A 25267-nucleotide genomic window follows, 5' to 3' on the forward strand; every position below is an offset into this window, starting at 1 on the left:
CTGAAATGTCTCTTTTGCCATAATACTGGTAGTTAATGTTTTATTAAGCTCTGGATTCTAATATTTCTTTTTCCACGTTGTCGGGTACAGCAGCATACTCGGCAAATTCCATAGAGTATACAGCACGACCCTGAGTGATAGAACGGAGATCGGTTGAGTAACCGAACATTTCTGACAATGGAACCTTGCAAGTAACAACAGAACCTTCATTGTTGTTATCCATTTTACCTATGATACCGCGGCGTCCGTTCAGGTCACCGATTACATCACCCATGTATTCTTCCGGGGTGATTATTTCTACATCCATGATTGGCTCCAGGATGGTTGGTTTTGCTTTTTGGGCTGATCGCCGGAAAGCAAGCTTTGCACACAATTCGAAACTGAACGCATCAGAGTCAACATCGTGGTACGATCCGTCAAAGAGTCGCACACCGATATTCTGTGCAGGATAGTCAGCCTGGATACCGCCTTTCATAGCTTCACGGAATCCTTTTTCAACTGACGGTATGTATTCACGAGGTATATTTCCGCCTACAATTTCGTCAATAAATTTAAAGCCTTGAGTTACGGTAACTTTCTTGTCATCATCCTCATACTCTGAGAAATGATCGATAGGTCCGATTTCAAATTCCATATCGGCAAATTTACCGCGTCCACCGGTTTGCTTCTTGTAGGTTTCGCGATGTTCAACAACACCCTGAATGGTTTCACGGTAGGATACCTGCGGACGTCCTACATTGGCTTCAACTTTAAATTCTCTCTTCAGGCGATCGACAATAATTTCCAGATGAAGTTCGCCCATACCGGCGATGGTTGTCTGGCCTGTCTCTTCGTCGGTTTCAACCTGAAAAGTCGGATCTTCTTCTGCCAACTTGATAAGTCCAGTAGTAAGTTTTTCAGCATCTGCCTTTGATTTGGGCTCAACAGCCAGCTTGATTACCGGCTCAGGGAAAGTAATTTCCTCAAGCAAGATTGGTTCATCAATATCACAAAAGGTATCTCCGGTTCTAACTTCCTTAACACCAACTGCTGCTGCGATATCACCGGCTCGAACTACATCAAGGTCCTTCTTATCATTTGCGTGCATCTCGAGGATACGTCCGACGCGTTCTTTCTTGCCAGTCGTTGAGTTAAAGATATAAGATCCTTTCTCGAGTTCTCCCGAATACACGCGGAAGAAGGTCAGCTTACCCACATAAGGGTCAGACATAATTTTAAAAGCAAGTGCAGAGAATGGCTCTTGCACACTTGGCTTACGTTCCATCTTAACATCATGATCCTCAGGATCCTTACCGGTGATGGCAGGAATATCATAAGGACTCGGCATGTACTTGATTACCTTGTCAAGCAGTGTTTGAACACCTTTATTCTTCAAGGCAGATCCGCACATTACCGGAGTAATAGAACGGTTCAGTGTAGCTTCACGAATGGCATCTTCAATCTCTTCTTCTGTAATCTCTTCATCCATAAGATACTTTTCCATCAGCGTATCGTTATGGTCGGCAATATTTTCGAGCATAATCTTTCTGTACTCGTCAGCCTTATCCTGAAGTTCTTCCGGAATGTCGATTTCTTCGAATTCCATACCAAGTGACTGGTCATCCCAGATGATCCCGCGCATATTAATAAGGTCTACAACCCCGCGGAAATTCTCTTCAGAACCGATTGGAATCTGGATAGGTATTGGATTTGCACCGAGCTTGTCCTTCATCTGCTTAATTACATTGAAGAAGTCTGCACCGGTACGGTCCATTTTATTTACAAAAGCCATGCGAGGCACGTTGTACTTGTTCGCCTGGCGCCAAACCGTTTCCGATTGAGGCTGAACGGCTCCTACCGAACAGAACACACCGATCGCACCGTCAAGAACACGAAGTGAACGCTCTACCTCAACGGTAAAGTCAACGTGTCCCGGTGTATCAATTATGTTGATACGGTGATTTTTCCAGATACAGTGAGTAGCAGCGGAGGTAATAGTAATACCGCGTTCTTTCTCCTGTTCCATCCAGTCCATGGTTGCGGCGCCGTCATGCACCTCTCCCATTCGGTGAGTAATACCGGTGTAAAAAAGGATTCGCTCCGTAACCGTTGTCTTACCGGCATCGATGTGAGCCATGATACCGATATTACGGGTACGCTTAATCCTGTCTATAATTTTCGGGTCTGTTTTTGTAGTAGCTTCAGCCATTATTCTAAACTATGTCGTATATAAATCGTTATTAAAATCTAAAGTGAGCAAACGCCTTGTTTGCTTCAGCCATGCGGTGAACTTCATCTTTCTTTCTAACCGCACCGCCTTCGTTATTGGATGCATCCATCAATTCCCTGGAAAGTCTTCGGGCCATTGACTTGTCGTTTCTGCTGGAAGATGCCTTAATGATCCAGCGCATGCCCAGTGCCGTGCTTCTGTCAGGCCTAACTTCAACGGGCACCTGATAAGTAGAGCCGCCGACTCGTCGTGAACGAACCTCTACTACCGGAGAAACATTACTCATGGCGTTTTTGAAAACTTCCATGCCGTCTTCACCGGTCTTCTCTTCAATAATTTCAAATGCTTGATACAATATCTTTCTTGCAACGTTTTTCTTTCCGTCTCTCATCAGGTTGTTCACGAAACGGGTAACCAGCTTATCCCCAAATACGGGATCCGGTTGTACATCACGTTTATCTGCTGTTTTTCTTCTCATATTCTTGTCAGTTTATTTCCTACTGATAACGTTATCTTATTACTTAGGCTTCTTGGTACCGTAAAGGCTACGACCTTGCTTACGATCGTCAACGCCTGCCGTATCAAGAGTTCCACGTACAATATGGTAACGAACACCGGGCAAGTCTTTGACACGACCGCCACGAATCAATACGATACTGTGTTCCTGAAGATTGTGACCTTCACCGGGGATGTAAGCAGTAACTTCCATTCCGTTAGTCAGACGAACACGAGCAACCTTACGCAATGCGGAGTTCGGCTTCTTTGGAGTTGTGGTGTAAACACGGACGCAAACGCCACGCTTCTGTGGGCATCCTTCCAAAGCAGGAGCAGTTGTTTTGCTCTTCTTACTTTTTCTACCTTTTCTAATAAGTTGTTGTATTGTAGGCACGATTTTAACGCTTAATTGATTTTTCGGTCGAACAAGAGTTGCCAATGATAAGGAATTTACACCCAAAATGGCAAGAAGAATTGACTAAATATTTTCACTTTTTTCCCTTATTGTTGAGTTCTGCGTAATTCACCTGCAAATACCTCTATAAGTACCGTATTATTAAGATAAACTTATATATATCAATATATCAATTTGAAATTAATTGACCTTTCAGACCTTAGCACCAAAAGACTGAATGCCCTGGCGGAGGCCGGAATTGAGAGCGTGGGTGACCTGCTCAATTTCTTCCCAAGACGGTATTTAGACCGTACTACCGTTAGTCCTATCGACCGGCTCACCGGGCGGGGTGAAGAGGTAACCGTGGTGGGACGTGTGAAGGATATCCATGAGGCCGGTTACCGCAGAAAGAAACGTCTCGAAGTCATTATCCAGGATGAGACAGGTACCATGAAAGGAGTATGGTTTAAGGGAGTTTCCTATTTCAAGAAAACTTTCAAAGAAGATGAGATTGTGGCTTTCTTCGGAAAGGCAAAACGGTACGGACGCTCCATATCCATCGCTCATCCCGATGTGGATAAAGTGGGCGACCCCAGTGACCTGCAGGACCTCACCCGAATTGTACCCGTTTATCCGGGCAACAAGCAGTTTTCGAAAACTTATATCACCAGTAAACTTATTCACCAGTGGGTTAGCACGGTACTTAAACATGTACAGCCACCTGAATTTATCCCAAAAGAGATTTTAAAGGAGCAGGACCTGCCCGGAAGGAAGGAGGCCTACCGGATGATTCACCTGCCGGAATCACGGAATGAATACCTCAAAGCAAGGGAGCGATTTAAGTTTGAAGAGTTTTTCCTTTTTGAACTCAGCATAGCTAAAGTTAAGCACCGAATCGTTGAGCGCGCCAGCGGACATGTATTTAGCAATTTGGATAACTACACGAAACGTTTTTTCAACGAGCACCTGCCTTTTGAGTTAACCGAGGGGCAGAAGCAGGCATTGTCCGACATCAAGCAGGATGTTCGGTCCGGCCAGCAGATGAACCGGCTGCTTCAGGGTGATGTAGGTTCGGGTAAGACCATAGTAGCCATAGGTGCCATCCTCATGGCTTTGGATAACGGCTTCCAGGCTGCATTTATGGCACCCACTGAAATTTTGGCCGAACAGCACTATCGCACACTCATTGAATTACTGGAACCCCTGGATATTACCATCCGGCTACTGGTGGGGAATCAAAAAAATGCTCTGCGCACCGACATTTTAACCGATATCGAGGGCGGAAACTGCCAGGTAGTGGTTGGAACCCATGCCGTAATTCAAGATCAAGTCAACTTCCACAATCTGGGACTTGCGGTGATTGACGAGCAGCATCGTTTTGGAGTAAAGCAGCGCGCCGAGATGCTAGATAAAGGGTCCCATCCACATGTGCTGGTAATGTCGGCCACCCCTATTCCACGATCACTGGCCATGACGGTTTACAGTGATCTGGATATTTCTGTCATTAAAGGACTCCCCGGAGGAAGAAAGCCGGTCAAGACAGCAGTGCGTCCGGAGAAAAAACAGGACGATATATATGACTTTGTAGAAAAGAATTTGAAAGAAGGCGGACAGGCCTATGTAGTCTACCCGCTGGTGGAAGAGTCTGAAGCAGTGGATTTGAAAGATGCTACGGCCGGCTATGAAAAACTCAAAAAGCAATTTCCAAATTTCAATGTCGGGCTGCTTCATGGCAGGATGAAGTCTGAAGAAAAAGATACCGTGATGAAGCAGTTTATTGATAATGAAATCCAAGTGCTGGTCTCCACCACCGTTATAGAAGTAGGCGTTGACGTCCCCAATGCCAATATCATGATCGTGGAACACGCCGAGCGGTTCGGTCTCTCCCAGCTACACCAGCTACGGGGACGTATCGGGCGAGGTACCCGGCAAAGTTATTGTATTCTTATATATGGTCAGAAAGTTAGCACCGAAGCCCGCTTCCGGCTCAGTAAAATGGCCGAGACCACCGACGGCTTCAAAATTGCGGAAGCTGATCTGAAACTCCGAGGGCCCGGCGACTTCCTGGGGACCAAGCAGAGCGGGCTCCCTGAATTTAAGATTGCGGACATCATCGAAGACCAGTGGATACTGGCCCAAGCCAAGTCAGCCGCCTGGGATCTTATTAAAGATGACCCTGACCTTCAACGAAATGAACATCAGGAGTTGAAAAAAGTATTCACCCCCTATTATAAAGAAAGAGCGAAGTTTTATGGGATGGGGTAGGAGAATTGAGGGATTGAGGGACTGATTTACTGAGGAATAGGGGGATAAGGTATAAGGTATAAGGTAAAAGGATTATTAATAGTAGCTATCTATTTGTTCATCGCTCTGCGGTTGATGGGGACGCGGGCGCTCTGTGTCCATTTTATTAATTAACCAAGTTCAAGTAGTTGAAACTAAAAAATAGACAGCAGGCAAATAGTTAGTTGCTAACAACTAATTTAACGACATATGGAAAACTATTTCATTGAATATCCGGTTGGTGCCTTTCATTTCGCCTTTGCAATTATTGCACTACTATCCGGCACAAGTGTTCTGAGTTTTAAGAAAGGAACTTCTTTGCACAAAAAGATCGGATATGTTTATGCCCTTAGCATGTTACTGTTAAATGTTTCCGCGCTGATGATTTACAGGCTTTTCGATGGCTTTGGAATATTTCACTATGCTGCCATATTAAGTTTGGCAACAGTCATTGGCGGAATGGTACCGGCTTTACTAAGAAGACCAATAAAATCATGGTTTTACCTTCATTTCAGTTTAATGTATTGGTCCGTGATGGGCTTATATGCTGCTTTTGCTTCAGAGATACTTACCAGGGTACCCGAAACCCCCTTCTTTGGGATGGTAGGAATTGCAAGCGGAATCATAATGTTGGCGGCAGGACTTTACTTTTATAAAGCAAAGCAACGTTGGAAGAAACACCTGAGCTAAAATTACTATAAAATTGTTTCAATGATTTCCGCAAATAACAATGCGATCAGGTATAGTAAGGATAAGACGATTATTACGGACAAGATACCGATACTCCATACAATAACTTTGCTTTGTCGTTCTGTTTCTTCCGGATAATGCTCCAGGTCCTCCAGCAGGCGGGCATTTTTCAGATTGGCTTTCCAACCCACATCAAAGATTTCTCCCATAACCGGTATTGATCCGATGATAATATCCATCAAGATATTTAAGAGCATGCGTAGGATTATCGTGACTCTTGCTCCCAATATAACGGCATGAACCAGGAAATAGAGAGAAGCAACTCCGCCTAGCCAGTCGCCGATGCCGGGGATGAGTCCAATGATGGGATCGATACCAAAGGATATCTTTGTGCCAGGAATGGTAAACCTACTGTCCAGAAGTTCGGCAAATTGCTTTTGTTTGGATTTGGGTTTATTCTGGGACATATGCCTCATGATTAGATCTGTTCACTGAGGAGCATAATCTAAAAGTATCTCTAATTCAACACATCTTGATTCCGGATCTCGAACATCTTCGGGGCAGGCATGATGGGTCTTTGGTGTACGTTTTTTAGAAATTGCTCTATCATCCATCCCCCTAATCCTCGCCCTGAACGGGCGCAGATTAACCCCCTTGGAAGGGGGACTTTTAGTTACGCGAATTCTTTCTGCTTCTCGGCACGTTTGCGTTCGTTAGGATCGAGATACATTTTGCGAATACGAAGGCTTTGAGGCGTTACTTCCAGCAATTCATCTTTATCTATAAACTCGATATGCTGTTCTAGGCTCATATCTTTGGCCGGATCAATTTTTACAGAGTCCGCGGTTTGGGTTGCCCGATGGTTGGTAAGATTCTTTTTCTTCACCACGTTGACGACCATATCGTCGCTGCGGTTATTGATTCCAACAACCTGTCCCATGTACACTTTCTCCCCGGGCTTTACAAAGAAGGTTCCCCGATCCTGAAGCCCTTCCAGGGCATAACTGGTAACTTCCCCTTTTTCCAGCGCTATGAGTGCTCCACGATTTCTACCCGGAATCTCGCCCGCAAAAGGCTCGTAACGATCAAACTGCTGGTGCATGATTCCGGTGCCGCGTGTTTCCGTGAGCATTTCGCTACGAAAACCGATGAGTCCGCGAGAAGGTACTTTAAACACCAATCGATTATTGTCTCCCTCCTGTGTCATTGAAGTCATGATTCCCTTACGCTGCTGCAGGTTGTCAATCACACGGTTGCTATAGTCCTGGTGCACGTCCACAACTACTTCTTCATAAGGTTCGTGTATCTCTCCGTCAATCTCGCGATAGAGTACCTCCGGACGGGATACGGCAAACTCAAATCCTTCGCGCCGCATGGTTTCAATTAAAATGGCCAGCTGCAGCTCTCCGCGACCGGATACCTTATACACGTCCGGGCTCTCAGTCGGTTCTACCTCTATCGCTACATTCGTGCGGATCTCCTTCATGAGGCGATCTTTAATCTGGTTGGAAGTGACATAGTCACCTTCGAGTCCGGCAAAGGGTGAGTTGTTGACTCTGAAATACATAGCCATGGTTGGCTTGTCGATATCATAATATTCGAGAGCCGTCATGTCGGAGGTGGCTGTTAGCGTATCGCCGATATCCACATTTTCGTACCCGGCAAGGGCGAAAATATCTCCCGCTCCGGCCTGTTCCACAGGCTCGCGCTGAAGACCGTTAAAGGTAAATAGCTTGGTTGCCCGCGCTTTTTCTTTCACCTCTCCTTTTCGATTTAACAGTGCAATTTCCTGGTTTGTTTTAATAGTACCCTGCTCTACTCGTCCGATGGCAATACGTCCCACATAGTCATTCCAGTCAATACTGCTAATCAGCATTTTAAAGGGAGCATCGAAATTCTGTTCTGGTGGTGGAATTTTTTCTACGATCGTTTCAAAGAGCGGACTAAGATCTTTCCCCTCATCTTCAAGTTCATGTTTGGCAATTCCGTCGATTCCGATGGCATAGAGAATGGGGAAATCGAGTTGTTCATCAGAGGCATCCAAAGCTACAAAAAGGTCGAAAATTTCATTCAGCACATCATCGGGACGGGCATCCTTACGGTCGATTTTGTTGATCACAACGATCGGCTGGTAACCGAGCTGCAGGGATTTTCTGAGAACAAATTTAGTCTGTGGCAGAGGGCCTTCAGCCGCATCCACCAGAATAATTACCCCGTTGACCATTTTCAGAATACGTTCTACCTCTCCACCGAAATCAGCGTGACCCGGGGTATCCACAATGTTGATTTTGGTATCACCCCATTTAACGGCGGTATTTTTGGAACTTATGGTAATTCCCTTCTCCCGCTCCAGGTCACCGGAATCCATAACGCGGTCCTGCACATTCTGGTTTTCACGGAAGGTTCCGCTTTGCTTGAGCATCTGATCTACGAGTGTAGTTTTCCCGTGATCAACGTGTGCTATGATGGCGATATTTCGAATATCGTTATGCATATTGTGGTATTGTATTGTAAATCTGAAGTTTCTTGTTTGGGCTGCGGATCTGCACAGATGCAATAACCGATTTTATGACAGCCCCGCAAGATAAGGTTTTATCTTGCCAAATCATTATACCTGACCAAAAATAAATCTGTCACTCCAGCTATTCATCCTTTCTTTGACCCTGATGGCATGTTTTGGTATATATAGCAAGGCAAATGGGAGCGTTACTTCACCATGACACCCCGTGAAAGTACTCCTGTTTCTGAACCAAGATTTATCAATTAAACATCCCATCGAATGGATTTGCGTATAAAAGACCAAAGATTTATTGTTTGCGGTGCCAGCAGCGGATTTGGCAGAGCTATTGCCGAACGTCTACTTGCTGAAGGGGCATCCATTATTGCTATTGCACGAAGAGAAGAGAAGCTGGAGGAATTAAAAGAAGGCAATCCCAACAAAGTAGAAATAATTGCCGGCAACTTGCTTCAAGATGAAACCCATAATGATATTGAAGCAGCCATAGGCAATGATGCGATTCATGGAGTGGTGATTAATGCAGGCGGACCACCTGCTTTGACCCCGCTGGAGACGGCCATGTACGACTGGGATAAGGCCTATAAAAAAGTGATGCGCTGGAAGATTGATCTGAGTCTTCGTCTGGTCAGTTATTTCACCAATAATAACTATGGGCGCATGCTCTACATTGAAAGCCAGTCGGTTAAGCAACCGATTCCAAAGCTGGTGCTGAGCAATTCATTTCGTGCAGGCATGGTTGGATTTGCCAAATCCTTGTCGCAGGAAGTTGCCAAAGAGGGAGTTACCGTGAACGTGCTGGCACCCGGCTCTCATGATACTCCTGCCATTGAGCGGGTAATCAAAAAAGAGGAAGAAGACTCTGATATTAATTTCGATGAAATCAAACAAGCTATGGAAGAAAGCATTCCGGTAGGACGGTTTGGCAAAGGAGAAGAGATCGCCTCTCTGGCCGCCTGGCTGCTCTCACCCCGTGCTGCTTACGTTACCGGTCAAACGATAAGTCATGACGGGGGGAGTATTAAAGGGTTATTTGGTTAAGCAATTAGCAATTAGCAATTAGCAATTAGCAATTAGCAATTAGCAATTAGCAATTAGCAATTAGCAAAGGCTGCTGTTTTATGAAGTTTGTTTCAAATTCTATTTTACGATTTTAATTTATTTGAAAATGTGGAAACAAAAAGAAATCTCCCTATCGCCCAAGCCAAGGGGTTATCATATCATTACGGAAGAGATCGTATCGGAAGTACTGGAGATATCAGAGATTGAGACAGGGCTGGCCCATATCTTTATCAAGCATACCAGTGCCAGCCTTACCATTAATGAAAATGCAGATCCCTCGGTGCGGCGGGATTTTAAATCACATTTCAAACGCATGGTGCCGGAAGATACCTCTCTTTATGAGCACACCCTGGAAGGACCCGATGACATGACTTCTCATATCAAGAGTTCGATACTCGGCCATTCTGTTTCTATTCCTATAACAAATGGAAAGCTAAACCTTGGCACCTGGCAGGGAATCTACTTATGCGAGCATCGTAATAACGGTGGGAGGAGAAAGGTGGTTGTCACACTGAACGGCGCAACTTATTCTACCGAAAACTAGAAAAGCCATACTTAATTCAGGTAATTTTCTATCTTTTCTTATTCAAGGGATAAACAGACATGTTTAAATAACAATAAGGGGAATAGGAAAAATGAAACCAATCTATAAGAATTCCTTAGCTTTCGTCATCGGACTTATCGTCGGCGGAATTGTAAATATGGGTCTCATAATGGTGAGCGGATCCGTTATCCCTCCCCCAGAAGGGGTAGATCCTACTGATATGGAAAGCCTCAAACAGAACATGCATCTTTTTAAAGCCAAACACTTTATTTTTCCTTTCCTGGCTCATGCCCTGGGCACTCTAGCAGGTGCTTATCTGGCAGCAAAAATTGCTGACAGTCACCAGATGAAGTTTGCCTTGGGAATCAGTGCTTTCTTTCTGCTCGGGGGTATTACCAATGCATTTTTATTACCGGCCCCGACATGGTTTCTTGTCGTTGATTTGATATTTGCCTACTTACCAATTGGATGGTTAGGAGGAAATCTTGCAGTAACGAATAGTCAAATTTGATAGATAGAACACAGAATACACAGATCAGACAGATTTACAGTCACTAGATTTTTGTTTAAATAATTCTAGCGGCTAAATACCTGTACACGATGTGAACTAAGTGCCTGCAGTGCCTTAGTGGTAAGTAATGCGGAGAGGGAGGGATTCGAACCCTCGATACCCTGTTAAGGGTATACTCCCTTAGCAGGGGAGCGCTTTCGACCGCTCAGCCACCTCTCCAAGGAAGACGCCTAATATAAGTCCGTCAGTATTTGATATCAATGATTAATCGAAAAAAATAACGGGACGCTGAAACGATGGTGATCGAAGGTTTAATGGAGAACTGCGCTTATGGAATGTCACTGTTCAAAGCTATTAACCTATATCCGGTCTATTTTATCTTGGCATACTACTTTTCATCAAGTATATAGATCTGTGAAAGGTTTCTACCTTCTTGGGCATAATCAAGGCCATATCCCAGAACGAATAGTTTGGGTATGACAAAACCAACATAATCCAAGTCTACCTCGTGATGGGTCGCTTCCTTCTTGTGCAGCAAGGTAACCGTGGCTATGGTTTCCGGATTCTTTTTTTGAAGTTTGTCTACCAGATACTTCATGGATAAACCGGTATCGACAATATCTTCCACCAGAATGACATGCCTACCCTCAATATCGGCATCAATATCCTTAAGATCGGTAACCTGTCCGGAAGATACCTTTTCATCGCCATAGCTGCTCAGTTTCAGGAAATCCACCTCGCAAGGCTCCTGTACATGCCGCATAAGATCAGACAAAAAGATATATGCGCCATTTAATACTCCAATAAATATGGGACGCTTCCCTTTATAATCCCGGTTGAGTTGATCACCTAACTCGGCAACTCGGGCATCTAGTTCTTCACGTGTAATATATTCACTAAAGGTCTCCCCGTTGCACTCAACGGTTTTGGGACTATAAAATGACATTCTGAAATTCTATTTAATGATTAGGCATCGATCAGTGGTGTGATCACACTTCACGGATTCGGCGATGGTGCCGGGTGGCCTTCGATTTTCAATTGGCGGAAAGATAATGGCACAAATGGTTTCATCAAAAGAGACAATGACCAGCGCCGAATTTTTTTCTGAGGCACTGACTTTTCGGTTGGTCAGGTGGTCGGATACCTTCTGGTGACCTTCCATACCCAGCGGTTGAAATGCATCTCCCGACTTCCAGTTCCTCAGGGTAAGCGGCCATTCAAGCTTATCGATATCGAGGTACAATGCATTTTCGAAGTCAGGATCCTCGCAGGAACCGATTTCAAAAACCAGGTTATCCAAACTGAAAGGGTGGTTTTCCAGTTCGTCTTGTTTGAGTTCCAGTAATTTGAGAGCATCCGGACGATTATATACAATTTTAAACCGCTCCCTGTCTCGCAAGATCTCATAGTTCTCCGTCAGCTGTATAGCCTTTCCGGTTTGAAGCTCCTGTAATTTGTCAATTTCACTCAGGGCATCCCTGTTCAGTTCTATGCCCGGATGAACCTCTTTCATTTTCTTCAAAATCAATGCCTGTGCCAGTTCCGGTTCGAGTGAGATAAATTGATCTCTGTCCAGACAATCCCTGTCATCAGTGATTTGGTTGGAAATCCAATCCAGGGCCGTAGAAAAGAGTTCAGCCTGTGCGGGGAGTCTTTTCACGTTCTCTTTCCATCCCGGAAAGTGTTGATCGAGGCGTTCGAGCCATTCATTTCTCAAGAAATTCCTGGCAAATTCCGAACTCAAATTACTCTTATCTATTCGATAAGGGATGGCCTGTTGCACACAATATTTCATGATTTCCTCTCTTCCCGTCTCCAGAAGAGGACGAAACAGCTCCCCGTCCCAAATATCCATGGCTGACCAGCTTTCAAGTCCGGAGCCTCTGAACAGTTTCTGAAGGATGGTTTCTACCTGGTCGTCTTCATGATGAGCCAATGCGATACCATCCGCATCATATTCCTCAGCCAATGAACGAAATACCTCGTATCGCACCTTTCGAGCCCACTGCTGAAAATTTTTGTTATCAGCTTCTTCAGGATCTACTTTAACCGAATGGCAGTCGAAGCCCCATTCATAGGCCATCTGTTCTACCAGTTCAGCATCTTTTTCGGACTCCTCTGCCCTTTTCCCGTAGTTGATGTGAGCAACAATGGAATCAACATTCAATTTGTGAAATGTATAAAGTAGAGCCATGGAATCGGGACCACCGCTCACGGCAACGATAAAACGGGGAGCCGATACCTCAATGTAATCCTCCAGGTTTTGCCAAACTCTTTTTTCAATCTGCAATGATGCGGATTTGCTCATAGGAAAATGTCTCGATTTCTCCTTCCGGATTGATAATTGTCATTTGTCCCTTTTCATTGATACCCAAAAGTTTGCCCGGTTTCTCACGAATTTTATCCCCAATTTTAAGTTTTACCCAACGGCCGTACCCTTCAATCTTCTGATTGATCTCTTTTAACTGTGACTGATCGCGCTTATGCCACCGCCCATAACCGTATTCCATACGCGATAACAAACTTGCCAACAGCTCTTCTCGTGAGATCTCTTCTCCGGTTAGGAGCTTCAAGGATCCTGCAATATTCATGAGTTCTTTGGGGAAGTCTTCCTGGTTTACATTCAGTCCGATTCCCACCAGCAGCCGGTCGATCTTATTTCCGCTGAACGTAGATTCCGTCAATAGACCGGCAATTTTTTTATCGCCGACAAAAATATCGTTGGGCCACTTCATATACGGATTTAATCCATACCGGTCCTCTAGTTCATCAATAATAGCCTTGGCACAAACGAGGGTAACAATATGGAAGCGGCCGCTTTCACTTGGTTTAAAAGCTATGGTAAAGGTAAGGTTTTTTCCAGGCTTGGTTTCCCAGCTCTTATTGTACTGTCCCCTTCCTTTTGTTTGCGAATCAACAAGGCAAAGGAGACCGTGACTTATTTCCCTGCCGGGGAGCTTCTTTAGATAGGTGTTGGTCGAATCAAGCTCCTGAAAATAGACCAGGTCATGTCCGAGCCAACGGGTGGTTAATGCCTTCTTAAATGTGTTTACATCGAACAAGCGAATGCCGGTTATTGGTTACTAAGGATCATAATTGAACTTTGATATTCCAAGCGTCTGGCATGAGCTGTTTTATTTATAATTTTAAAAACTCACTACTCCTCGGCCAGACGACTTTTCAAGAGATCAATTTTTGCAATGGGCGTGGGATCTACGTTATTGATGATAGCGAGATAAAAGCTGGTCCAGTCTGCCATTTGAATGAGTGAAAACATCCTGGTCAGCCTGCTCTCCCCCCTAGTCGAAAGAACATGAATAGAGGCAACCTGGTCTTCGATCAGGTCTTTCACGATACGCATGCGCTTGCGGACCCGCTTATCGTCAGCCTTGTCGAAGAGCATGATAACGGAGAGCCTTCCGGTCAGATGCACGACCTGCTCCCATCCCACAATTTCATTATGAGTCATCTCCGGCAGTACATTCCCGTATGAAAGCGTCTTGCTGTTTTCTTCAAACTGGTTTCTCCATCTTTGGTTTACCGGCTTCATTACGGTACTATCGGAATAGACAATAGGAAGCGTGTCCTGTAACTCCCGGGCCAGCGACAGCGCCTCATTATCCGAGATATCAGATAATAATTCTCCCTGCTGACTTAAAAAAAGCTCTGTCTCGGAAAGTGCCTCTTCTCCCTCATCCAAAAACCCCAGGTAGCTGAAAATCCTAAAAAGCGGCACAAAACTGAATCCAAGAGCTGCCCGCGGAGGAATGCCTCCCGGAATCTTGATATAATCGAACTCTTCTTTTGTGGCATTAAGCAGCAGAGTCCCACCCGAGGTAATGGCGATAATCTGAGCACCCTTTTCCCTTGCCTGTTCCAAGGCTGACAAAGTTTCTTCGGTATTTCCGGAAAAACTACAGGCAATAAAAAGGGTATTTTCATCCACCCAGTTGGGTACAGAGTAGTGCCTGATAACTTCTACGGGATGGGGGCAACAGCCAAAGGAATAGGCTTTAATGAGATCCGGACCCATGGCGGAACCGCCCATACCAACGCAACAAATCTTATTGACTTTGTCACTATCAACAGAAAGACTTAGGTCTTCAGTAATTTTCATAGCCTCATCCCACTGGTTGGGAAATCCGGCTATAAGCTCCCACATATTCTGACCATCGACTGATGTAATCTGTTCTCTCGTAAGCTGCATATTGCTTTATCTCTCACTCCAACTTTTAAACAAGTTGTTTACTTCCTGGGTTGTGCCACAGTCTAATACCTTTTCAGCAAGTTGCTTCATCTCATCCAATGACCTGTCAATCAATAGGTGTTTAACACCGGCAAGTTTACCGGGTGCCATACTCAAGTCATTGATCCCCATCCCAAGCATGCAGGCTGCTGAAACAGGATCGGATGCCAACTCTCCACATACCGTAACCTGCTTGTTATAACGTACAGCTGAATCAGCCACCTTGGCAATGAGCTCCCAAACAGCGGGATGGCGCTGATTGTATATATCAGCAATTAACTCATTACCCCTGTCGACCGCCAGTACATATTGGGTCAAATCATTCGTCCCAATGCTTACAAAATCAACCATCTCAGTGAATTTATCAATTTTGAGAGCAACACTTGGCACTTCCACCATAATTCCTACCGGTACCTCCCGGTCAATGTCTTTACCCTCTGACTGTAATCGCTCCTGAACCGACCGGATCTCCTCCTTAACTTCAGTCAACTCTTCCAGTACGGTCACCATGGGCACCAGAATTTTTATGCGGCCTGGGAACTCACCGGCAATCGTTAATATGGCTTCAAGCTGCTCTCGAAGTAGTTTTCTGTTATCAAGAAGCAAGCGTATTCCCCTCCATCCCAAGAAAGGATTTTGTTCCTTTTTATTATCATCAAAAAGTTTATCGCCCCCGGCATCAAAAAGGCGCATGATGACCGGATCTGAACCGGTCTCTTTCATGATGGTTCGGTAAAACTCCTTTTGCATGGCTATATCTTCGAAATGCTCCTTCTCCATATAGATGGATTCGGTTCTGAGCAATCCGATACCCGAGGCCTTCAGGGCCCTTAAATGTTCCAGTTCCTCAGGGAACTCTATATTGGCACGCAAAATAAATGGGTGCCCGTCAGAAGTTTCTGATTTTTTATTGATGACTTCACTTAATTTCTTATCCCTCCGGCGGTTTTCCTCTATGGTTACCTCAAAATCCTTAATCCTGGTTTGGGTGGGATGTACAAATATCTCGCCTGTATCCCCGTTCATGGCAATGCGAGATTCCGAAGTAATGGACTCCGTGGCAGTTTTTGTCCCCACAATTGCCGGGATGCCAAGAGAGCGGGCGATGATAGCGGCATGAGAAGTAACCCCTCCCCGATCCATAATGATGCCTTCGATATTATAATTGGTCAGGCTAATTACTTCCCTCGGGCTCAAATCCTGTGCTACTACAATACATCCGGTTTCAATTCCAGGACTGTCACTCTCCTTGTTGATGTATTCCAGCAGACGATCCCTGATATCCGAAATGTCAATGGATCTCTCCCGGGCCAGAGGATTGTCTGAATTTTTCATCAATCTGATATAATCTTCGAAGGCTCGCTGAATGGCAAACTCTGCAGAGTAAAGTTCTTCCTTAATCAACTTCTCGATCTGGTCAGCCAAGACCGGATCATTAACCATCTCTATCTGGGCCTCAATAATATCCGTGGCTTCATTGGAATGAGAGCCGTTTTGCATTTCCTGAAGCTCCGATTCCATCTGAATACGCGCTTTTTTGAATTGGTTGATATGGTCAAGCACTTCACCCTTCTTAATCGTGGATGACTGAATATCAAACTCCTTCTTTTTGTAGACAAAAGCCTCCCCAATCACTGAACCGGATGAGGCAGGAGCTCCTTCCAATTCAATTTCTGTCCCAGACATATTACTTGTAAGATTTTCACTCATTAGGTTTTCTAATTTTCGCCGAAACCATTTTCAATAAGGCGACTGATTGCTTCTACTGCTTCTTTTTCATCCTTACCCTTGACCTCAAGTTCCAGTTCTGCACCTTTCTCTGCTGCCAAGGTCATTACACCAAGAATACTCTTCCCGTTAACACGGTATCCGTACATATGAATATAAAAATCAGATTGGAATTTACTGGCAGTTTTTACCAGAGCCGCAGCCGGTCTGGCATGAAGCCCAGCTTCATTAACTATGGTAACTTTCTTTTTGATCATGGATTGTGCCGGATTTTTTAGAGGCTTAAAATGCCAATATTCTGCACAAGTATCCACTTAGCACTTAGCACTTAGCACTTAGCAGTGGCTGGCAATCTCTCTATTTTGTGTCAAGTCATGAATTAATTTTTTAATCTTATTCATAAATGAGTCGGACGCGGTGCGTCCGTAGCTATGTCAACCGCAGAGCGATTGAGGAGGCCTTAGTTTATTTATTAGGTTCATTTCTAATTGTTAATTGTTAATTCATAATTGTTCACTGTTAATTGCTAATTGAATAAATTGCCGATTCCAATAATGATTTCTTACATTTGGAACACTTTGTAAACGCTCAAAAATGTAAGTATATGTCCGTAACTGAAAAAGACGTCAGATATGTAGCTCATCTGGCCAGATTACAATTCACCGATGAGGAAGTGGAAGGTCTTGCCAAAGATATGAGTAAAATTCTGGATTACATGGAAACGCTGGAGGAACTTGATACCAGTGATGTGGAACCTTTGGAACACGTCATCGATATGGAATACCGGCTCCGGGACGACAAAGCCAAAGAACCGCTACCGCATGAAGAAGCATTGAAAAACGCTCCTGATGCCGACTCCGATTACTTCCGCGTACCTAAGGTTATTGACTAGATACCACACCTACCTCTATGGCTCGAACATCCACGGATTCCCTGAAAGAGGACTTCATCTCCCGCCTTTCCAGAAATAAACAGCACGTTATTGCACTCATTGTGTTGTTTGTCTTACCTATTATTCTTTACAGTTCGGTATTGATCGGAGGCCAGACCTTCATGGCCAATGATGTGATGCAATGGCGTGCAGGTGCCGAATCCATCATTGAATATAAAGAAGCCCATGACGGGGAGAATCCACTTTGGGCGACCAACATGTTTTCGGGCATGCCCTCTTACGTCATCTCTGCTCCTCAATCAGTTCCAAGCCTTGACACCCTGGTAAAAGAAATTTCCGATTCTGCCTACCCCCTCCAATACTTCTGGGTACTTCTTGGAGGGATTTATTGTTTATTTATTTTACAGGGTATTCGTCCTTTTGCCTCTGTGGTCGGCTCTATTTTAATCGGTTTTACTACCTACATCCCAATCATTATTGAGGCCGGCCACAACACGAAGTTTGTGGCATATGCCATTATTACCTGGGTTCTGGTAGGTTATTGGATGATGAGCCGTTCTAATAAGAAACTCTTGGCCTTCTTCATATTCAGTCTTGCCCTGACCCTGGAACTGCGCGCCAACCACCCACAGGTCTTCTACTACTTTATCTACCTGCTTGGATTCTGGTGGATTTTCGATACCGTACAGGCATACCGGAAAAATGAGATTACCGAGTGGCTAACCCGTTCAGCTTATATTGCCGGAGCCGGATTATTGGCAATCATGGCCAGTCTGGAATCGTACTGGAGGCTTTACGAGTATTCACAATTCAGTACCCGGGGTGGCTCCACGCTGGATGTGGGTTCCGGCTCGGGTCTTGGCCTTGATTATGCCTTCAGCTGGTCGCAGGGGGTCGGTGAACTGCTTACCTTAATCATCCCCGGTATATTCGGTGGGGCTTCCGGTGAGGCTTACTGGGGTCCTAAGCCATTTACCAGTGGCCCCCATTACCTGGGGGCAGTTGCTTTTCTGCTTGCCTTAATAGGTCTCTTTGCCTATCGCAAAAAGATTAAGTACCTCTTCCTTGGGGTCGGTACATTAACAATGCTCTTCTCTCTGGGGGAGAACTTTCGGCTGCTGAATGAGTTTATGTTCAATTATGTACCATTTTTCAACAAGTTTCGGACCCCCGAAATGTGGCTGATTGTGACCGTTTTTTGCTTCTCGGTGCTTGCTGTATTTGGCATACATGCACTCTTTACTATGGCCAAAGAAAAAGTGAAACAGCCCAAAAAGCTTTACATACCTCTCGGAATGGCCCTTGGTTTGGGTCTGATTTTTGCCATGGGTAGCAATGCTCTGCTCTCCTTTGAAAAGCCGGGTGAACGTCAACAGTATGAACAGCAGGTAGCCCGGCAGAATAATGTCTCTGTTGATAATCCACAGGTGCAGCAGGCTGTTAGCAACTACATGGCGAATCAGCTGAAGCCTGCACGAAAGGCAATGGCCAAAAAAGATTCAATTCGTTACTTCGTCATCGTACTGCTAGCATCGGTTCTTATTTACCTGTTTTACAGCGGCAGAATTAGCAAAGGTTACTTCCTGGCAGCACTCATACTCTTTACGGCCTACGACATGTTGAGTGTTGGCAACCGTTATACCAGCAAAGACAGGCTAGTGCCGGACCGGATCACCGCAGAGCAGTATATTGAGCGACAAAAACGTCCGCTTGATGAGTTCATCATTAACAATATTCAAAGCGAAGAGGGATACCCTTACCGGGTATTTCCACTGCTTGACAACCCCTTTAACAATGCCGTTCCCGCGTATTTCTATCCAAGCATCGGAGGCTATACGGGAGCGAAACTGGCCCATTACCAGGATATGATCGACCGCCTGCTTATGGCCGGCCCCCAAGGCATCAATATGCCTATTTTGGATATGCTGAATGTAAAGTTTATCTCATCAGGACAACAGCTGCCCTTCCCTGATCTGCAACAGGTTTATGCCAACCAAAACAGGTTTGTCTACGAAAACACTAATGTACTACCCAAGGCATTCTTTGTTGACACTGTAGTAACTGCGGGATCACCCGGTGAAGCCGTACAGCTGATGGAGCCGGGGTCAGGATTCAATCCTGCTGAATTGGCCGTAGTAGAAACCGAACAAAGCCTGACCACGACTGCCGATACTGCCGCATCAGTTCAGGTTAGCTCTTATACAGACAACCGTATTGTATTACAAACATCCACTGAAGAACCCGGATTTCTGGTACTCAGTGAAATCTACTATCCTGCAGGTTGGCAAGCCACTCTAGACGGGGAACCGGTGCCAATCTATAAGACCAACTTTGTGTTGCGCGGATTTAGTATTCCTTCCGGAGAACATACCCTGGAACTTAGATTTAAGCCGACCTCTGCCATTTGGGGAGCAAGACTGGCATGGGCCGGACATATCATCATTTGGATCTGCGGACTCTTGGCGATTGGATTGATCTACCAAAGAAAGAGTTGAGATTTCTTTTTAGATATTCACTTAATCATTCTTTAGAAAGCCTTTGGCGAGGTATCTTTTAGCCTCATTAAGCCAAAATGAGTGCGGTACCCAACGGAAGATTTCCCAAAATGAAGTGACCTTTCCCTGGGCCCTTCGGATTTGGAACAGCTGGTATTTTCTCTGAGTCAGATTCATTTTTGCTTTGTGTTTCTTGTAAAACTCCAAATAACCGGCAAGTTGTGACTTTGGGTTCGTAATCTGTTCCGCTTCATGATCAAGATGAATAGTCTGCAGCGGTTTATTGACATTTTTAATAGGTCCGAAAGTTTCCGCCAGTCGCAGCCATAAATCATAATCTTGTGCAGCCTCAAGATTCTCATCAAAACCGCCTATTTTTTCCAGCCTCTCCTTTTTGACCAGTACCTGGTTGCCCACTTGGTTCGAATAGAGTAAATCATTGAAGGTGATTACTTTTTCTTTGCTCCACTGTACCGTTCTTTTGGGATAGGCAAGGCGAACATCGGAAGTGATGCAGGCAAATTCATCACTGTAAGCATCCACAAGAAATTTTATTCTATCGGGATGCCACTCGTCGTCGTCATCCAATCCTGCGATAAAAGTACCGGAAGAAGCTGCTATGCCCTGGTTGCGTGCGCGGCAGGCTCCAAGTGATTCTTCATTGCGTAGATGAATTAATCGATTCTCGTATTCAAAATCTTCAATTACTTTGGGAGTCAGATCTGTTGATCCATCATCAACAATCACTATTTCAATATTAGGATAGCTTTGATTGCGAACAGAGACAAGAGCGCGTGGCAGCATTCCTGACCTATTCTTTGTGGTAATAATTGCTGAAACCAGGGGATCCGTCATATGTAAGGGTTCGTCACGAGGGTGTATGACATTGGTATCATATATTAAATCATGTATTTTCAGCTTCAAATATATCGGTATTATCAAACAAATGAATCAGAATCCGGAAGTATCATTTATTATCTGTACCTACAACCGGGCAGACTACCTGGATGACACATTGAGCAGCCTGCTTGAGTTCGGCAATCCGGATTTTACGTATGAAATTGTGGTGATCGATAACAATTCAACTGATAATACGCCTCAAACTGCGAAGAAATTTGATTCCCTGGCTTCCGAAAAAGGAATAGAACTAAACTACTATAAAGAAGAAAAACAGGGCCTGTCTTATGCAAGAAACCGGGGGATTGGTGAAGCAAAGGCCAAACATGTGGTATTCTTTGACGATGATATCCGTGCCACCAAATCGCTGATTCCCTCCTGGTGCTCTTTCTTCAGGCAGCATCCCGAGGCGACAGCGGCCGGCGGCAAGATACATGTTCAGTTTGATGCTCCGCGCCCGAAATGGATGTCCCACTTTCTCTTGCCCCTGCTGGGTCACCACGACTTGGGGAGTGGGCAGAAAAAGTATCCATCCAACAAATACCCATTCGGAGGAAATATGGGCTTTGACAAAACCATTTTCGAGCGTATCGGATTGTTCGACACCGATTTGGGAAGAAAGGGCAAACAACTTAATGCCGCAGAAGAGAAAGAGCTTTTTCAACGGATTCGCAAAAATTCGATTCCTATCCACTACCTCCCGGGGGCATTTCTATACCACAGGGTTGGCCGAGAACGTCTGACGATTGATTTTGTCAGGAAGCAGGCACTTGGATTGGGTAGCAGTATGAAGATGCAATTGAATGAAGCCTCATTCTCAGAGTTTCTTAAAAACTGGCTCCTCGAACTCGGCAAGTTCCTGGCCACTGTTCCTATAGGACTTGGATATCTAATTAGTTTGCAGGGAGCCAAGACCAAACTGCTGTTCCAATTCAGATACTGGATATGGAAAGGTTATAGAGAGGAAACATGAAATTTATTCTCTCAAAATTGTTCTGGGGAATCCTGAGGCATTTTTTGTCAGATAAAAACTATGCTAAATTCCGGTATTGGCTAGAACTCGATACCTCTCTCGACCTGAAAAATCCTGAAAGTTTCACCGAAAAAATACAGTATATAAAACTGTACCAGCGAACCGATCTACGTAAACTTGTAGCCGATCGTATTCAGGTTCGTAACTATGTAGCAAACCGAATTGGGAAAGATCACCTGATACCATTGCTGGGTACTTACGAAACAATTGCCAGAAATGACTGGATAGGACTGCCCGATAAATTTGTACTCAAGGCCAACCATGGCTGTGGGATGCTGGAAATTGTAAGAGATAAATCCATCTACGATTTCAATCATATTCGTGAGAAAACCGAAGAGTGGAAAAATACAGATTACTATCGCGTAGGACGTGAATGGGTGTACAAGGAACTTCCACGCAAGATCATTGCAGAGGAGCTTTTATTGGATGAAGAGGAAGAAATCCCGGAAGACTTCAAGTTTTTCTGTTTTGATGGTCATGTTAAAGTCATACAAATTGATTTTAATCGCTTCGGAGATCAAAAAAGAAATTTGTACGATCGTGATTTTAATCTTTTAGATGCCCGCCTTCTCTATCCACGCTATGAAAAGCCTGTCTCAAAACAGGAAAATTTGGATCGCGCAATAGAAATTGCTGAAACATTATCTCAAAATTTCAATTTCATACGTGTAGATTTGTACCTTATGAAACAGCAAATCTACTTTGGTGAACTTACCAATTATCCGGGTAACGGTTTCAAACCTTTTGAGCCGGAATCCATGAATATTAAGATGGGTGAGCTTCTGACACTGTAAAATGCATTTGCAAAGTCAGCGATGGCACAGAAAATCAATAAACCATGAAACGGATTCATATAGTTGGGGTAAGTCCGAGGACAGGTACCACCCTCATGGCAGAAGCGATGGATGCCTGTTTTAATATCGATTACAGCACCGATCATGAAGACTCCCTTTTCCGCAGGGCTCCCGATGCGGCGCATATCTATTTATCAAAATGTCCCAGAGACATACTCATTGTCGGACCTAGCCTTATTTTAGATCCGCACTTATACGTAATCTGTATGATGCGTGATCCGAGAGATATAATCGTCAGCAAGCACAAAAAAGATCCCGATCACTATTGGGCCGGACTGAAATTCTGGAAGTATTACACTCGTGAACTACCCAAACTAATAAAACAATCGCGGTTCATATTGATTCGATATGAAGACTTCGTGCGTGATCCCGACCAAATTCAGAACAAAATTTTAAGCGAGATACCTTTTTTAAAAAAGCAGGCTCCCTTCAGCCGCTTTCATGAAGTGGCTACGGTCTCGGGTTCATCGGAAGAGGCATTGCGTGGAGTGCGACCAATAAGTCCGGCCAGTGTTGGCAAATGGAAGCAACATAAAAGCCGAATAGCCGGTCAACTCAAACTTCACGCTTCCATAAGTGAAGATTTAATAAGGTACGGCTATGAAGAGGATGAATCCTGGAAAACAACACTCAAGGGAATAGAACCCAACCTGGAACCCAGCCATTTTTCCGAACATATGACCCTCAAAGGAAAATTATCTAGAAGAGCCGGAAGATATGTGGAAGCCTTACGAAGAGCACTGGAATGTTTCCTGGGATTCCGTATTCCTATTCTGAAGTCCGGCTGATAGATTCCCATTACCGGATTATGGTTTCATTTGAATATTAGATCTGACAGAGACACTATATTTATGATATATTGAACCGAAATTTCAACAGAAGTTATCGTGCCGCTTGGGAGTAATATTAAAACAGAGTGTTCAGAATACCGTCATTTCCTACCTTGGAGTGGCCCTCGGTTTTGTATCTACCATACTGCTTTTCCCTAATATTTTGACGGCCGACCAGTACGGCCTCACGCGATTTCTCCTCTCCCCGGCATTTGTTTTCGCCCAGTTTGCACACCTGGGGATTAAAAACGTTGTTATTCGATACTTCCCCTATTTCAAGCACACCAGGGATTCCCGAAGCAGGTTATTTACCCTGACTGTGCTCGTGGCTATGGTAGGATTTTTGATATTTTCACTGCTTTTTTTCTCACTCGAAAATATCCTGATAGACTATTACCAAGAGAAGTCGCCTCTTTTTACGGAGTACTATCTATACCTGGTCCCACTGGTTTTCGCCATTCTATTTTTTGAGACACTGAACAACTACGTACGAGCCCTGCAGGATTCCATTACTGGTTCATTTCTCAATGAGGTTGTGATGCGAGTACTCATCATCATTTTGCTGATTGTTCACTTCTTTGATTTTATCTCTTTTGAATTATTCATGGTCGGTTTTGTCAGCAGTTACTGTCTGCAACCGCTTTACCTGGCAGTATACTTATATCGAAGGGATGAATTAACCTTTTCCAACCCTATCAACGATAACATCCGGCGATTGGCGAAGAGTATGAGCGTTTATGGGCTCTATTCCCTTCTTGGCGGAATTACTGTTCACCTGGTGGGCAATATTGACATTATCATGCTGGGGTCGCTGAGTGATCTGGCAAATACGGCGGTATATGCCATCGCTTTCTATGTAGGTTCGGTTATTACCGTACCACAGCGCTCTATCCTGAAAATTGCCATTCCGGTTCTTGCAGATCTCATCAAAGAGAAAAAACATGAGCAGATTTTAAATTTATACCGGCGCACTTCCTTGAATCAGATTATCGCCGGGAGTTTGCTCTTTATTGGTATCTGGGCCAATATGCATAATCTCCTTGGACTACTACCTGAAGCTTATCAAGGAGCAAAATGGGTCATCATCACTATAGGTGCAGCCAAACTATTTGATATGGCAACCGGTATCAATGGCGGTATCATCATGAACTCAAAATATTATCGTTTTGACCTTTATACCAATATCCTGCTGGTAATACTCACCATTACTACAAACTACCTGCTAATACCAACCTATGGTATTATGGGAGCAGCCATAGCTACGGCATTCTCCATATTTGTTTACAATGCTATAAAGATGGTATTTGTCTGGATCAAGTTCTCCATGCAACCCTTTCAATGGACCGCACCGGTTGTACTGCTTATTGCCGCAGTTTGCCTGTTGCTATCATTTGAAATACCCTACCTATTCAACTTTTATTTTGACGTCATTTTGCGGTCTCTGCTAATTGCCATTGTATTTTTAGGTTCAATTCTACTTTTTAACCTTTCCGATGATCTAAAGTCATTAGTCAATGAGACGTTGAAAAGAACAGGGGATTTACTGCACAAAAAATAGCGTTCACAAAGTACACATTATGAATCAAACT

General features: G+C 44.4%; 23 protein-coding genes and 1 tRNA gene. 11 read left to right on the plus strand and 13 right to left on the minus strand.

The genetic code is table 11. The features are described 5' to 3' along the window. Positions 1 to 43: 43 nt before the first annotated feature. Genes fusA through rpsL form a run of 3 tightly spaced genes read right to left on the minus strand, consistent with a single transcriptional unit; the run spans position 44 to position 3098 of the window. On the minus strand, positions 44 to 2188 hold the full coding sequence (gene fusA / locus G3570_RS15295; RefSeq protein WP_165143742.1) for an elongation factor G: 2145 nt from the start codon (positions 2186 to 2188) through the stop codon (positions 44 to 46). 31 nt (positions 2189 to 2219) lie between these two features. Continuing rightward, positions 2220 to 2687, minus strand: a complete 468-nt coding sequence (gene rpsG, locus G3570_RS15300; protein ID WP_165143743.1) for a 30S ribosomal protein S7 — start codon at positions 2685 to 2687, stop codon at positions 2220 to 2222. A 39-nt stretch (positions 2688 to 2726) separates the two neighbouring features. Then, on the minus strand, positions 2727 to 3098 hold the full coding sequence (gene rpsL, locus G3570_RS15305) for a 30S ribosomal protein S12 (RefSeq protein ID WP_165143744.1): 372 nt from the start codon (positions 3096 to 3098) through the stop codon (positions 2727 to 2729). A 195-nt stretch (positions 3099 to 3293) separates the two neighbouring features. On the opposite strand from rpsL, the gene recG reads away from it, so the two are divergent. Together recG and G3570_RS15315 are read left to right on the plus strand one after the other, a co-directional pair. After that, positions 3294 to 5363, plus strand: a complete 2070-nt coding sequence (gene recG, locus G3570_RS15310) for an ATP-dependent DNA helicase RecG (protein WP_165143745.1) — start codon at positions 3294 to 3296, stop codon at positions 5361 to 5363. A gap of 228 nt (positions 5364 to 5591) precedes the next feature. Further along, the gene (locus G3570_RS15315) at positions 5592 to 6071 is read left to right on the plus strand and encodes a DUF2306 domain-containing protein (RefSeq protein WP_165143746.1); all 480 of its coding nucleotides are present in this window, start codon (positions 5592 to 5594) and stop codon (positions 6069 to 6071) included. A gap of 5 nt (positions 6072 to 6076) precedes the next feature. Here the strand turns inward: G3570_RS15315 and G3570_RS15320 are convergent, their stop codons facing one another. Further along, positions 6077 to 6538, minus strand: a complete 462-nt coding sequence (locus tag G3570_RS15320) for a DUF4112 domain-containing protein (RefSeq protein WP_165143747.1) — start codon at positions 6536 to 6538, stop codon at positions 6077 to 6079. Positions 6539 to 6744: 206 nt separating this feature from the next. Continuing rightward, positions 6745 to 8565, minus strand: a complete 1821-nt coding sequence (gene typA, locus G3570_RS15325; RefSeq protein WP_165143748.1) for a translational GTPase TypA — start codon at positions 8563 to 8565, stop codon at positions 6745 to 6747. A gap of 285 nt (positions 8566 to 8850) precedes the next feature. Between typA and G3570_RS15330 the strand changes: the two genes are divergently transcribed. The 3 genes from G3570_RS15330 to G3570_RS15340 all read left to right on the plus strand — a co-directional run bounded on the left by G3570_RS15330 (position 8851) and on the right by G3570_RS15340 (position 10703). Next, positions 8851 to 9627 (plus strand): SDR family oxidoreductase, encoded by a 777-nt coding sequence (locus G3570_RS15330; protein WP_165143749.1) that lies wholly within the window; start codon positions 8851 to 8853, stop codon positions 9625 to 9627. A 127-nt stretch (positions 9628 to 9754) separates the two neighbouring features. Further along, a complete protein-coding gene (locus G3570_RS15335) occupies positions 9755 to 10192 on the plus strand; it encodes a secondary thiamine-phosphate synthase enzyme YjbQ (RefSeq protein WP_165143750.1) in 438 nt (145 codons plus the stop codon). 91 nt (positions 10193 to 10283) lie between these two features. After that, the gene (locus G3570_RS15340) at positions 10284 to 10703 is read left to right on the plus strand and encodes a multidrug effflux MFS transporter (protein WP_165143751.1); all 420 of its coding nucleotides are present in this window, start codon (positions 10284 to 10286) and stop codon (positions 10701 to 10703) included. Between the two features lie 130 nt (positions 10704 to 10833). Here G3570_RS15340 and G3570_RS15345 read toward each other — a convergent pair. The 7 genes from G3570_RS15345 to G3570_RS15375 all read right to left on the minus strand — a co-directional run bounded on the left by G3570_RS15345 (position 10834) and on the right by G3570_RS15375 (position 16934). Continuing rightward, positions 10834 to 10922: transfer RNA gene (locus G3570_RS15345), tRNA-Ser, on the minus strand. 169 nt (positions 10923 to 11091) lie between these two features. Next, entirely contained in the window at positions 11092 to 11649 is a 558-nt protein-coding gene (hpt, locus tag G3570_RS15350) for a hypoxanthine phosphoribosyltransferase (RefSeq protein WP_165143752.1), read from the minus strand. Positions 11650 to 11658: 9 nt separating this feature from the next. Next, entirely contained in the window at positions 11659 to 13011 is a 1353-nt protein-coding gene (gene tilS / locus G3570_RS15355; RefSeq protein WP_165143753.1) for a tRNA lysidine(34) synthetase TilS, read from the minus strand. Beyond that, the gene (locus G3570_RS15360) at positions 12983 to 13765 is read right to left on the minus strand and encodes a biotin--[acetyl-CoA-carboxylase] ligase (RefSeq protein ID WP_165143754.1); all 783 of its coding nucleotides are present in this window, start codon (positions 13763 to 13765) and stop codon (positions 12983 to 12985) included. The genes tilS and G3570_RS15360 overlap by 29 nt, the downstream gene beginning before the upstream one ends. 95 nt (positions 13766 to 13860) lie before the next feature. Then, entirely contained in the window at positions 13861 to 14910 is a 1050-nt protein-coding gene (locus tag G3570_RS15365) for a bifunctional phosphoglucose/phosphomannose isomerase (RefSeq protein WP_165143755.1), read from the minus strand. Between the two features lie 6 nt (positions 14911 to 14916). Further along, entirely contained in the window at positions 14917 to 16635 is a 1719-nt protein-coding gene (gene ptsP / locus G3570_RS15370) for a phosphoenolpyruvate--protein phosphotransferase (RefSeq protein WP_165143756.1), read from the minus strand. A 32-nt stretch (positions 16636 to 16667) separates the two neighbouring features. Continuing rightward, on the minus strand, positions 16668 to 16934 hold the full coding sequence (locus tag G3570_RS15375; RefSeq protein ID WP_165143757.1) for an HPr family phosphocarrier protein: 267 nt from the start codon (positions 16932 to 16934) through the stop codon (positions 16668 to 16670). A gap of 347 nt (positions 16935 to 17281) precedes the next feature. On the opposite strand from G3570_RS15375, the gene gatC reads away from it, so the two are divergent. Together gatC and G3570_RS15385 are read left to right on the plus strand one after the other, a co-directional pair. Beyond that, positions 17282 to 17569, plus strand: coding sequence for an Asp-tRNA(Asn)/Glu-tRNA(Gln) amidotransferase subunit GatC (gatC, locus tag G3570_RS15380; protein WP_165143758.1), 288 nt, complete (start codon positions 17282 to 17284; stop codon positions 17567 to 17569). Between the two features lie 17 nt (positions 17570 to 17586). Next, on the plus strand, positions 17587 to 20064 hold the full coding sequence (locus G3570_RS15385; RefSeq protein ID WP_165143759.1) for a YfhO family protein: 2478 nt from the start codon (positions 17587 to 17589) through the stop codon (positions 20062 to 20064). Between the two features lie 21 nt (positions 20065 to 20085). On the opposite strand, the gene G3570_RS15390 is transcribed toward G3570_RS15385, so the two are convergent. Beyond that, positions 20086 to 20988, minus strand: coding sequence for a glycosyltransferase (locus G3570_RS15390; RefSeq protein WP_165143760.1), 903 nt, complete (start codon positions 20986 to 20988; stop codon positions 20086 to 20088). Positions 20989 to 21010: 22 nt separating this feature from the next. On the opposite strand from G3570_RS15390, the gene G3570_RS15395 reads away from it, so the two are divergent. The 4 genes from G3570_RS15395 to G3570_RS15410 all read left to right on the plus strand — a co-directional run bounded on the left by G3570_RS15395 (position 21011) and on the right by G3570_RS15410 (position 25236). After that, a complete protein-coding gene (locus G3570_RS15395) occupies positions 21011 to 21934 on the plus strand; it encodes a glycosyltransferase family 2 protein (protein ID WP_165143761.1) in 924 nt (307 codons plus the stop codon). Continuing rightward, positions 21931 to 22788 (plus strand): ATP-grasp fold amidoligase family protein, encoded by an 858-nt coding sequence (locus G3570_RS15400; protein WP_165143762.1) that lies wholly within the window; start codon positions 21931 to 21933, stop codon positions 22786 to 22788. Before G3570_RS15395 ends, G3570_RS15400 begins: the two co-directional genes overlap by 4 nt. 44 nt (positions 22789 to 22832) lie before the next feature. Further along, complete coding sequence (locus G3570_RS15405; protein ID WP_165143763.1) at positions 22833 to 23636, plus strand: sulfotransferase; 804 nt, start codon at positions 22833 to 22835, stop codon at positions 23634 to 23636. Positions 23637 to 23742: 106 nt separating this feature from the next. Further along, the gene (locus G3570_RS15410; protein ID WP_165143764.1) at positions 23743 to 25236 is read left to right on the plus strand and encodes a lipopolysaccharide biosynthesis protein; all 1494 of its coding nucleotides are present in this window, start codon (positions 23743 to 23745) and stop codon (positions 25234 to 25236) included. Positions 25237 to 25267 lie beyond the last annotated feature (31 nt).

Origin of the sequence: Halalkalibaculum roseum (assembly GCF_011059145.1) — a bacterium.
Classification (GTDB): domain Bacteria; phylum Bacteroidota; class Rhodothermia; order Balneolales; family Balneolaceae; genus Halalkalibaculum; species Halalkalibaculum roseum.

Bases quoted from the DNA above. Each gene is read 5' to 3' on its own strand.
- fusA (WP_165143742.1), bottom strand. From the start codon at position 2,188: ATGGCTGAAGCTACTACAAAAACAGACCCGAAAATTATAGACAGGATT.
- rpsG (WP_165143743.1), bottom strand. From the start codon at position 2,687: ATGAGAAGAAAAACAGCAGATAAACGTGATGTACAACCGGATCCCGTA.
- G3570_RS15315 (WP_165143746.1), top strand. From the start codon at position 5,592: ATGGAAAACTATTTCATTGAATATCCGGTTGGTGCCTTTCATTTCGCC.
- G3570_RS15320 (WP_165143747.1), bottom strand. From the start codon at position 6,538: ATGTCCCAGAATAAACCCAAATCCAAACAAAAGCAATTTGCCGAACTT.
- typA (WP_165143748.1), bottom strand. From the start codon at position 8,565: ATGCATAACGATATTCGAAATATCGCCATCATAGCACACGTTGATCAC.
- G3570_RS15330 (WP_165143749.1), top strand. From the start codon at position 8,851: ATGGATTTGCGTATAAAAGACCAAAGATTTATTGTTTGCGGTGCCAGC.
- G3570_RS15335 (WP_165143750.1), top strand. From the start codon at position 9,755: ATGTGGAAACAAAAAGAAATCTCCCTATCGCCCAAGCCAAGGGGTTAT.
- G3570_RS15340 (WP_165143751.1), top strand. From the start codon at position 10,284: ATGAAACCAATCTATAAGAATTCCTTAGCTTTCGTCATCGGACTTATC.
- hpt (WP_165143752.1), bottom strand. From the start codon at position 11,649: ATGTCATTTTATAGTCCCAAAACCGTTGAGTGCAACGGGGAGACCTTT.
- tilS (WP_165143753.1), bottom strand. From the start codon at position 13,011: ATGAGCAAATCCGCATCATTGCAGATTGAAAAAAGAGTTTGGCAAAAC.
- G3570_RS15365 (WP_165143755.1), bottom strand. From the start codon at position 14,910: ATGCAGCTTACGAGAGAACAGATTACATCAGTCGATGGTCAGAATATG.
- ptsP (WP_165143756.1), bottom strand. From the start codon at position 16,635: ATGTCTGGGACAGAAATTGAATTGGAAGGAGCTCCTGCCTCATCCGGT.
- G3570_RS15375 (WP_165143757.1), bottom strand. From the start codon at position 16,934: ATGATCAAAAAGAAAGTTACCATAGTTAATGAAGCTGGGCTTCATGCC.
- gatC (WP_165143758.1), top strand. From the start codon at position 17,282: ATGTCCGTAACTGAAAAAGACGTCAGATATGTAGCTCATCTGGCCAGA.
- G3570_RS15385 (WP_165143759.1), top strand. From the start codon at position 17,587: ATGGCTCGAACATCCACGGATTCCCTGAAAGAGGACTTCATCTCCCGC.
- G3570_RS15395 (WP_165143761.1), top strand. From the start codon at position 21,011: ATGAATCAGAATCCGGAAGTATCATTTATTATCTGTACCTACAACCGG.
- G3570_RS15400 (WP_165143762.1), top strand. From the start codon at position 21,931: ATGAAATTTATTCTCTCAAAATTGTTCTGGGGAATCCTGAGGCATTTT.
- G3570_RS15405 (WP_165143763.1), top strand. From the start codon at position 22,833: ATGAAACGGATTCATATAGTTGGGGTAAGTCCGAGGACAGGTACCACC.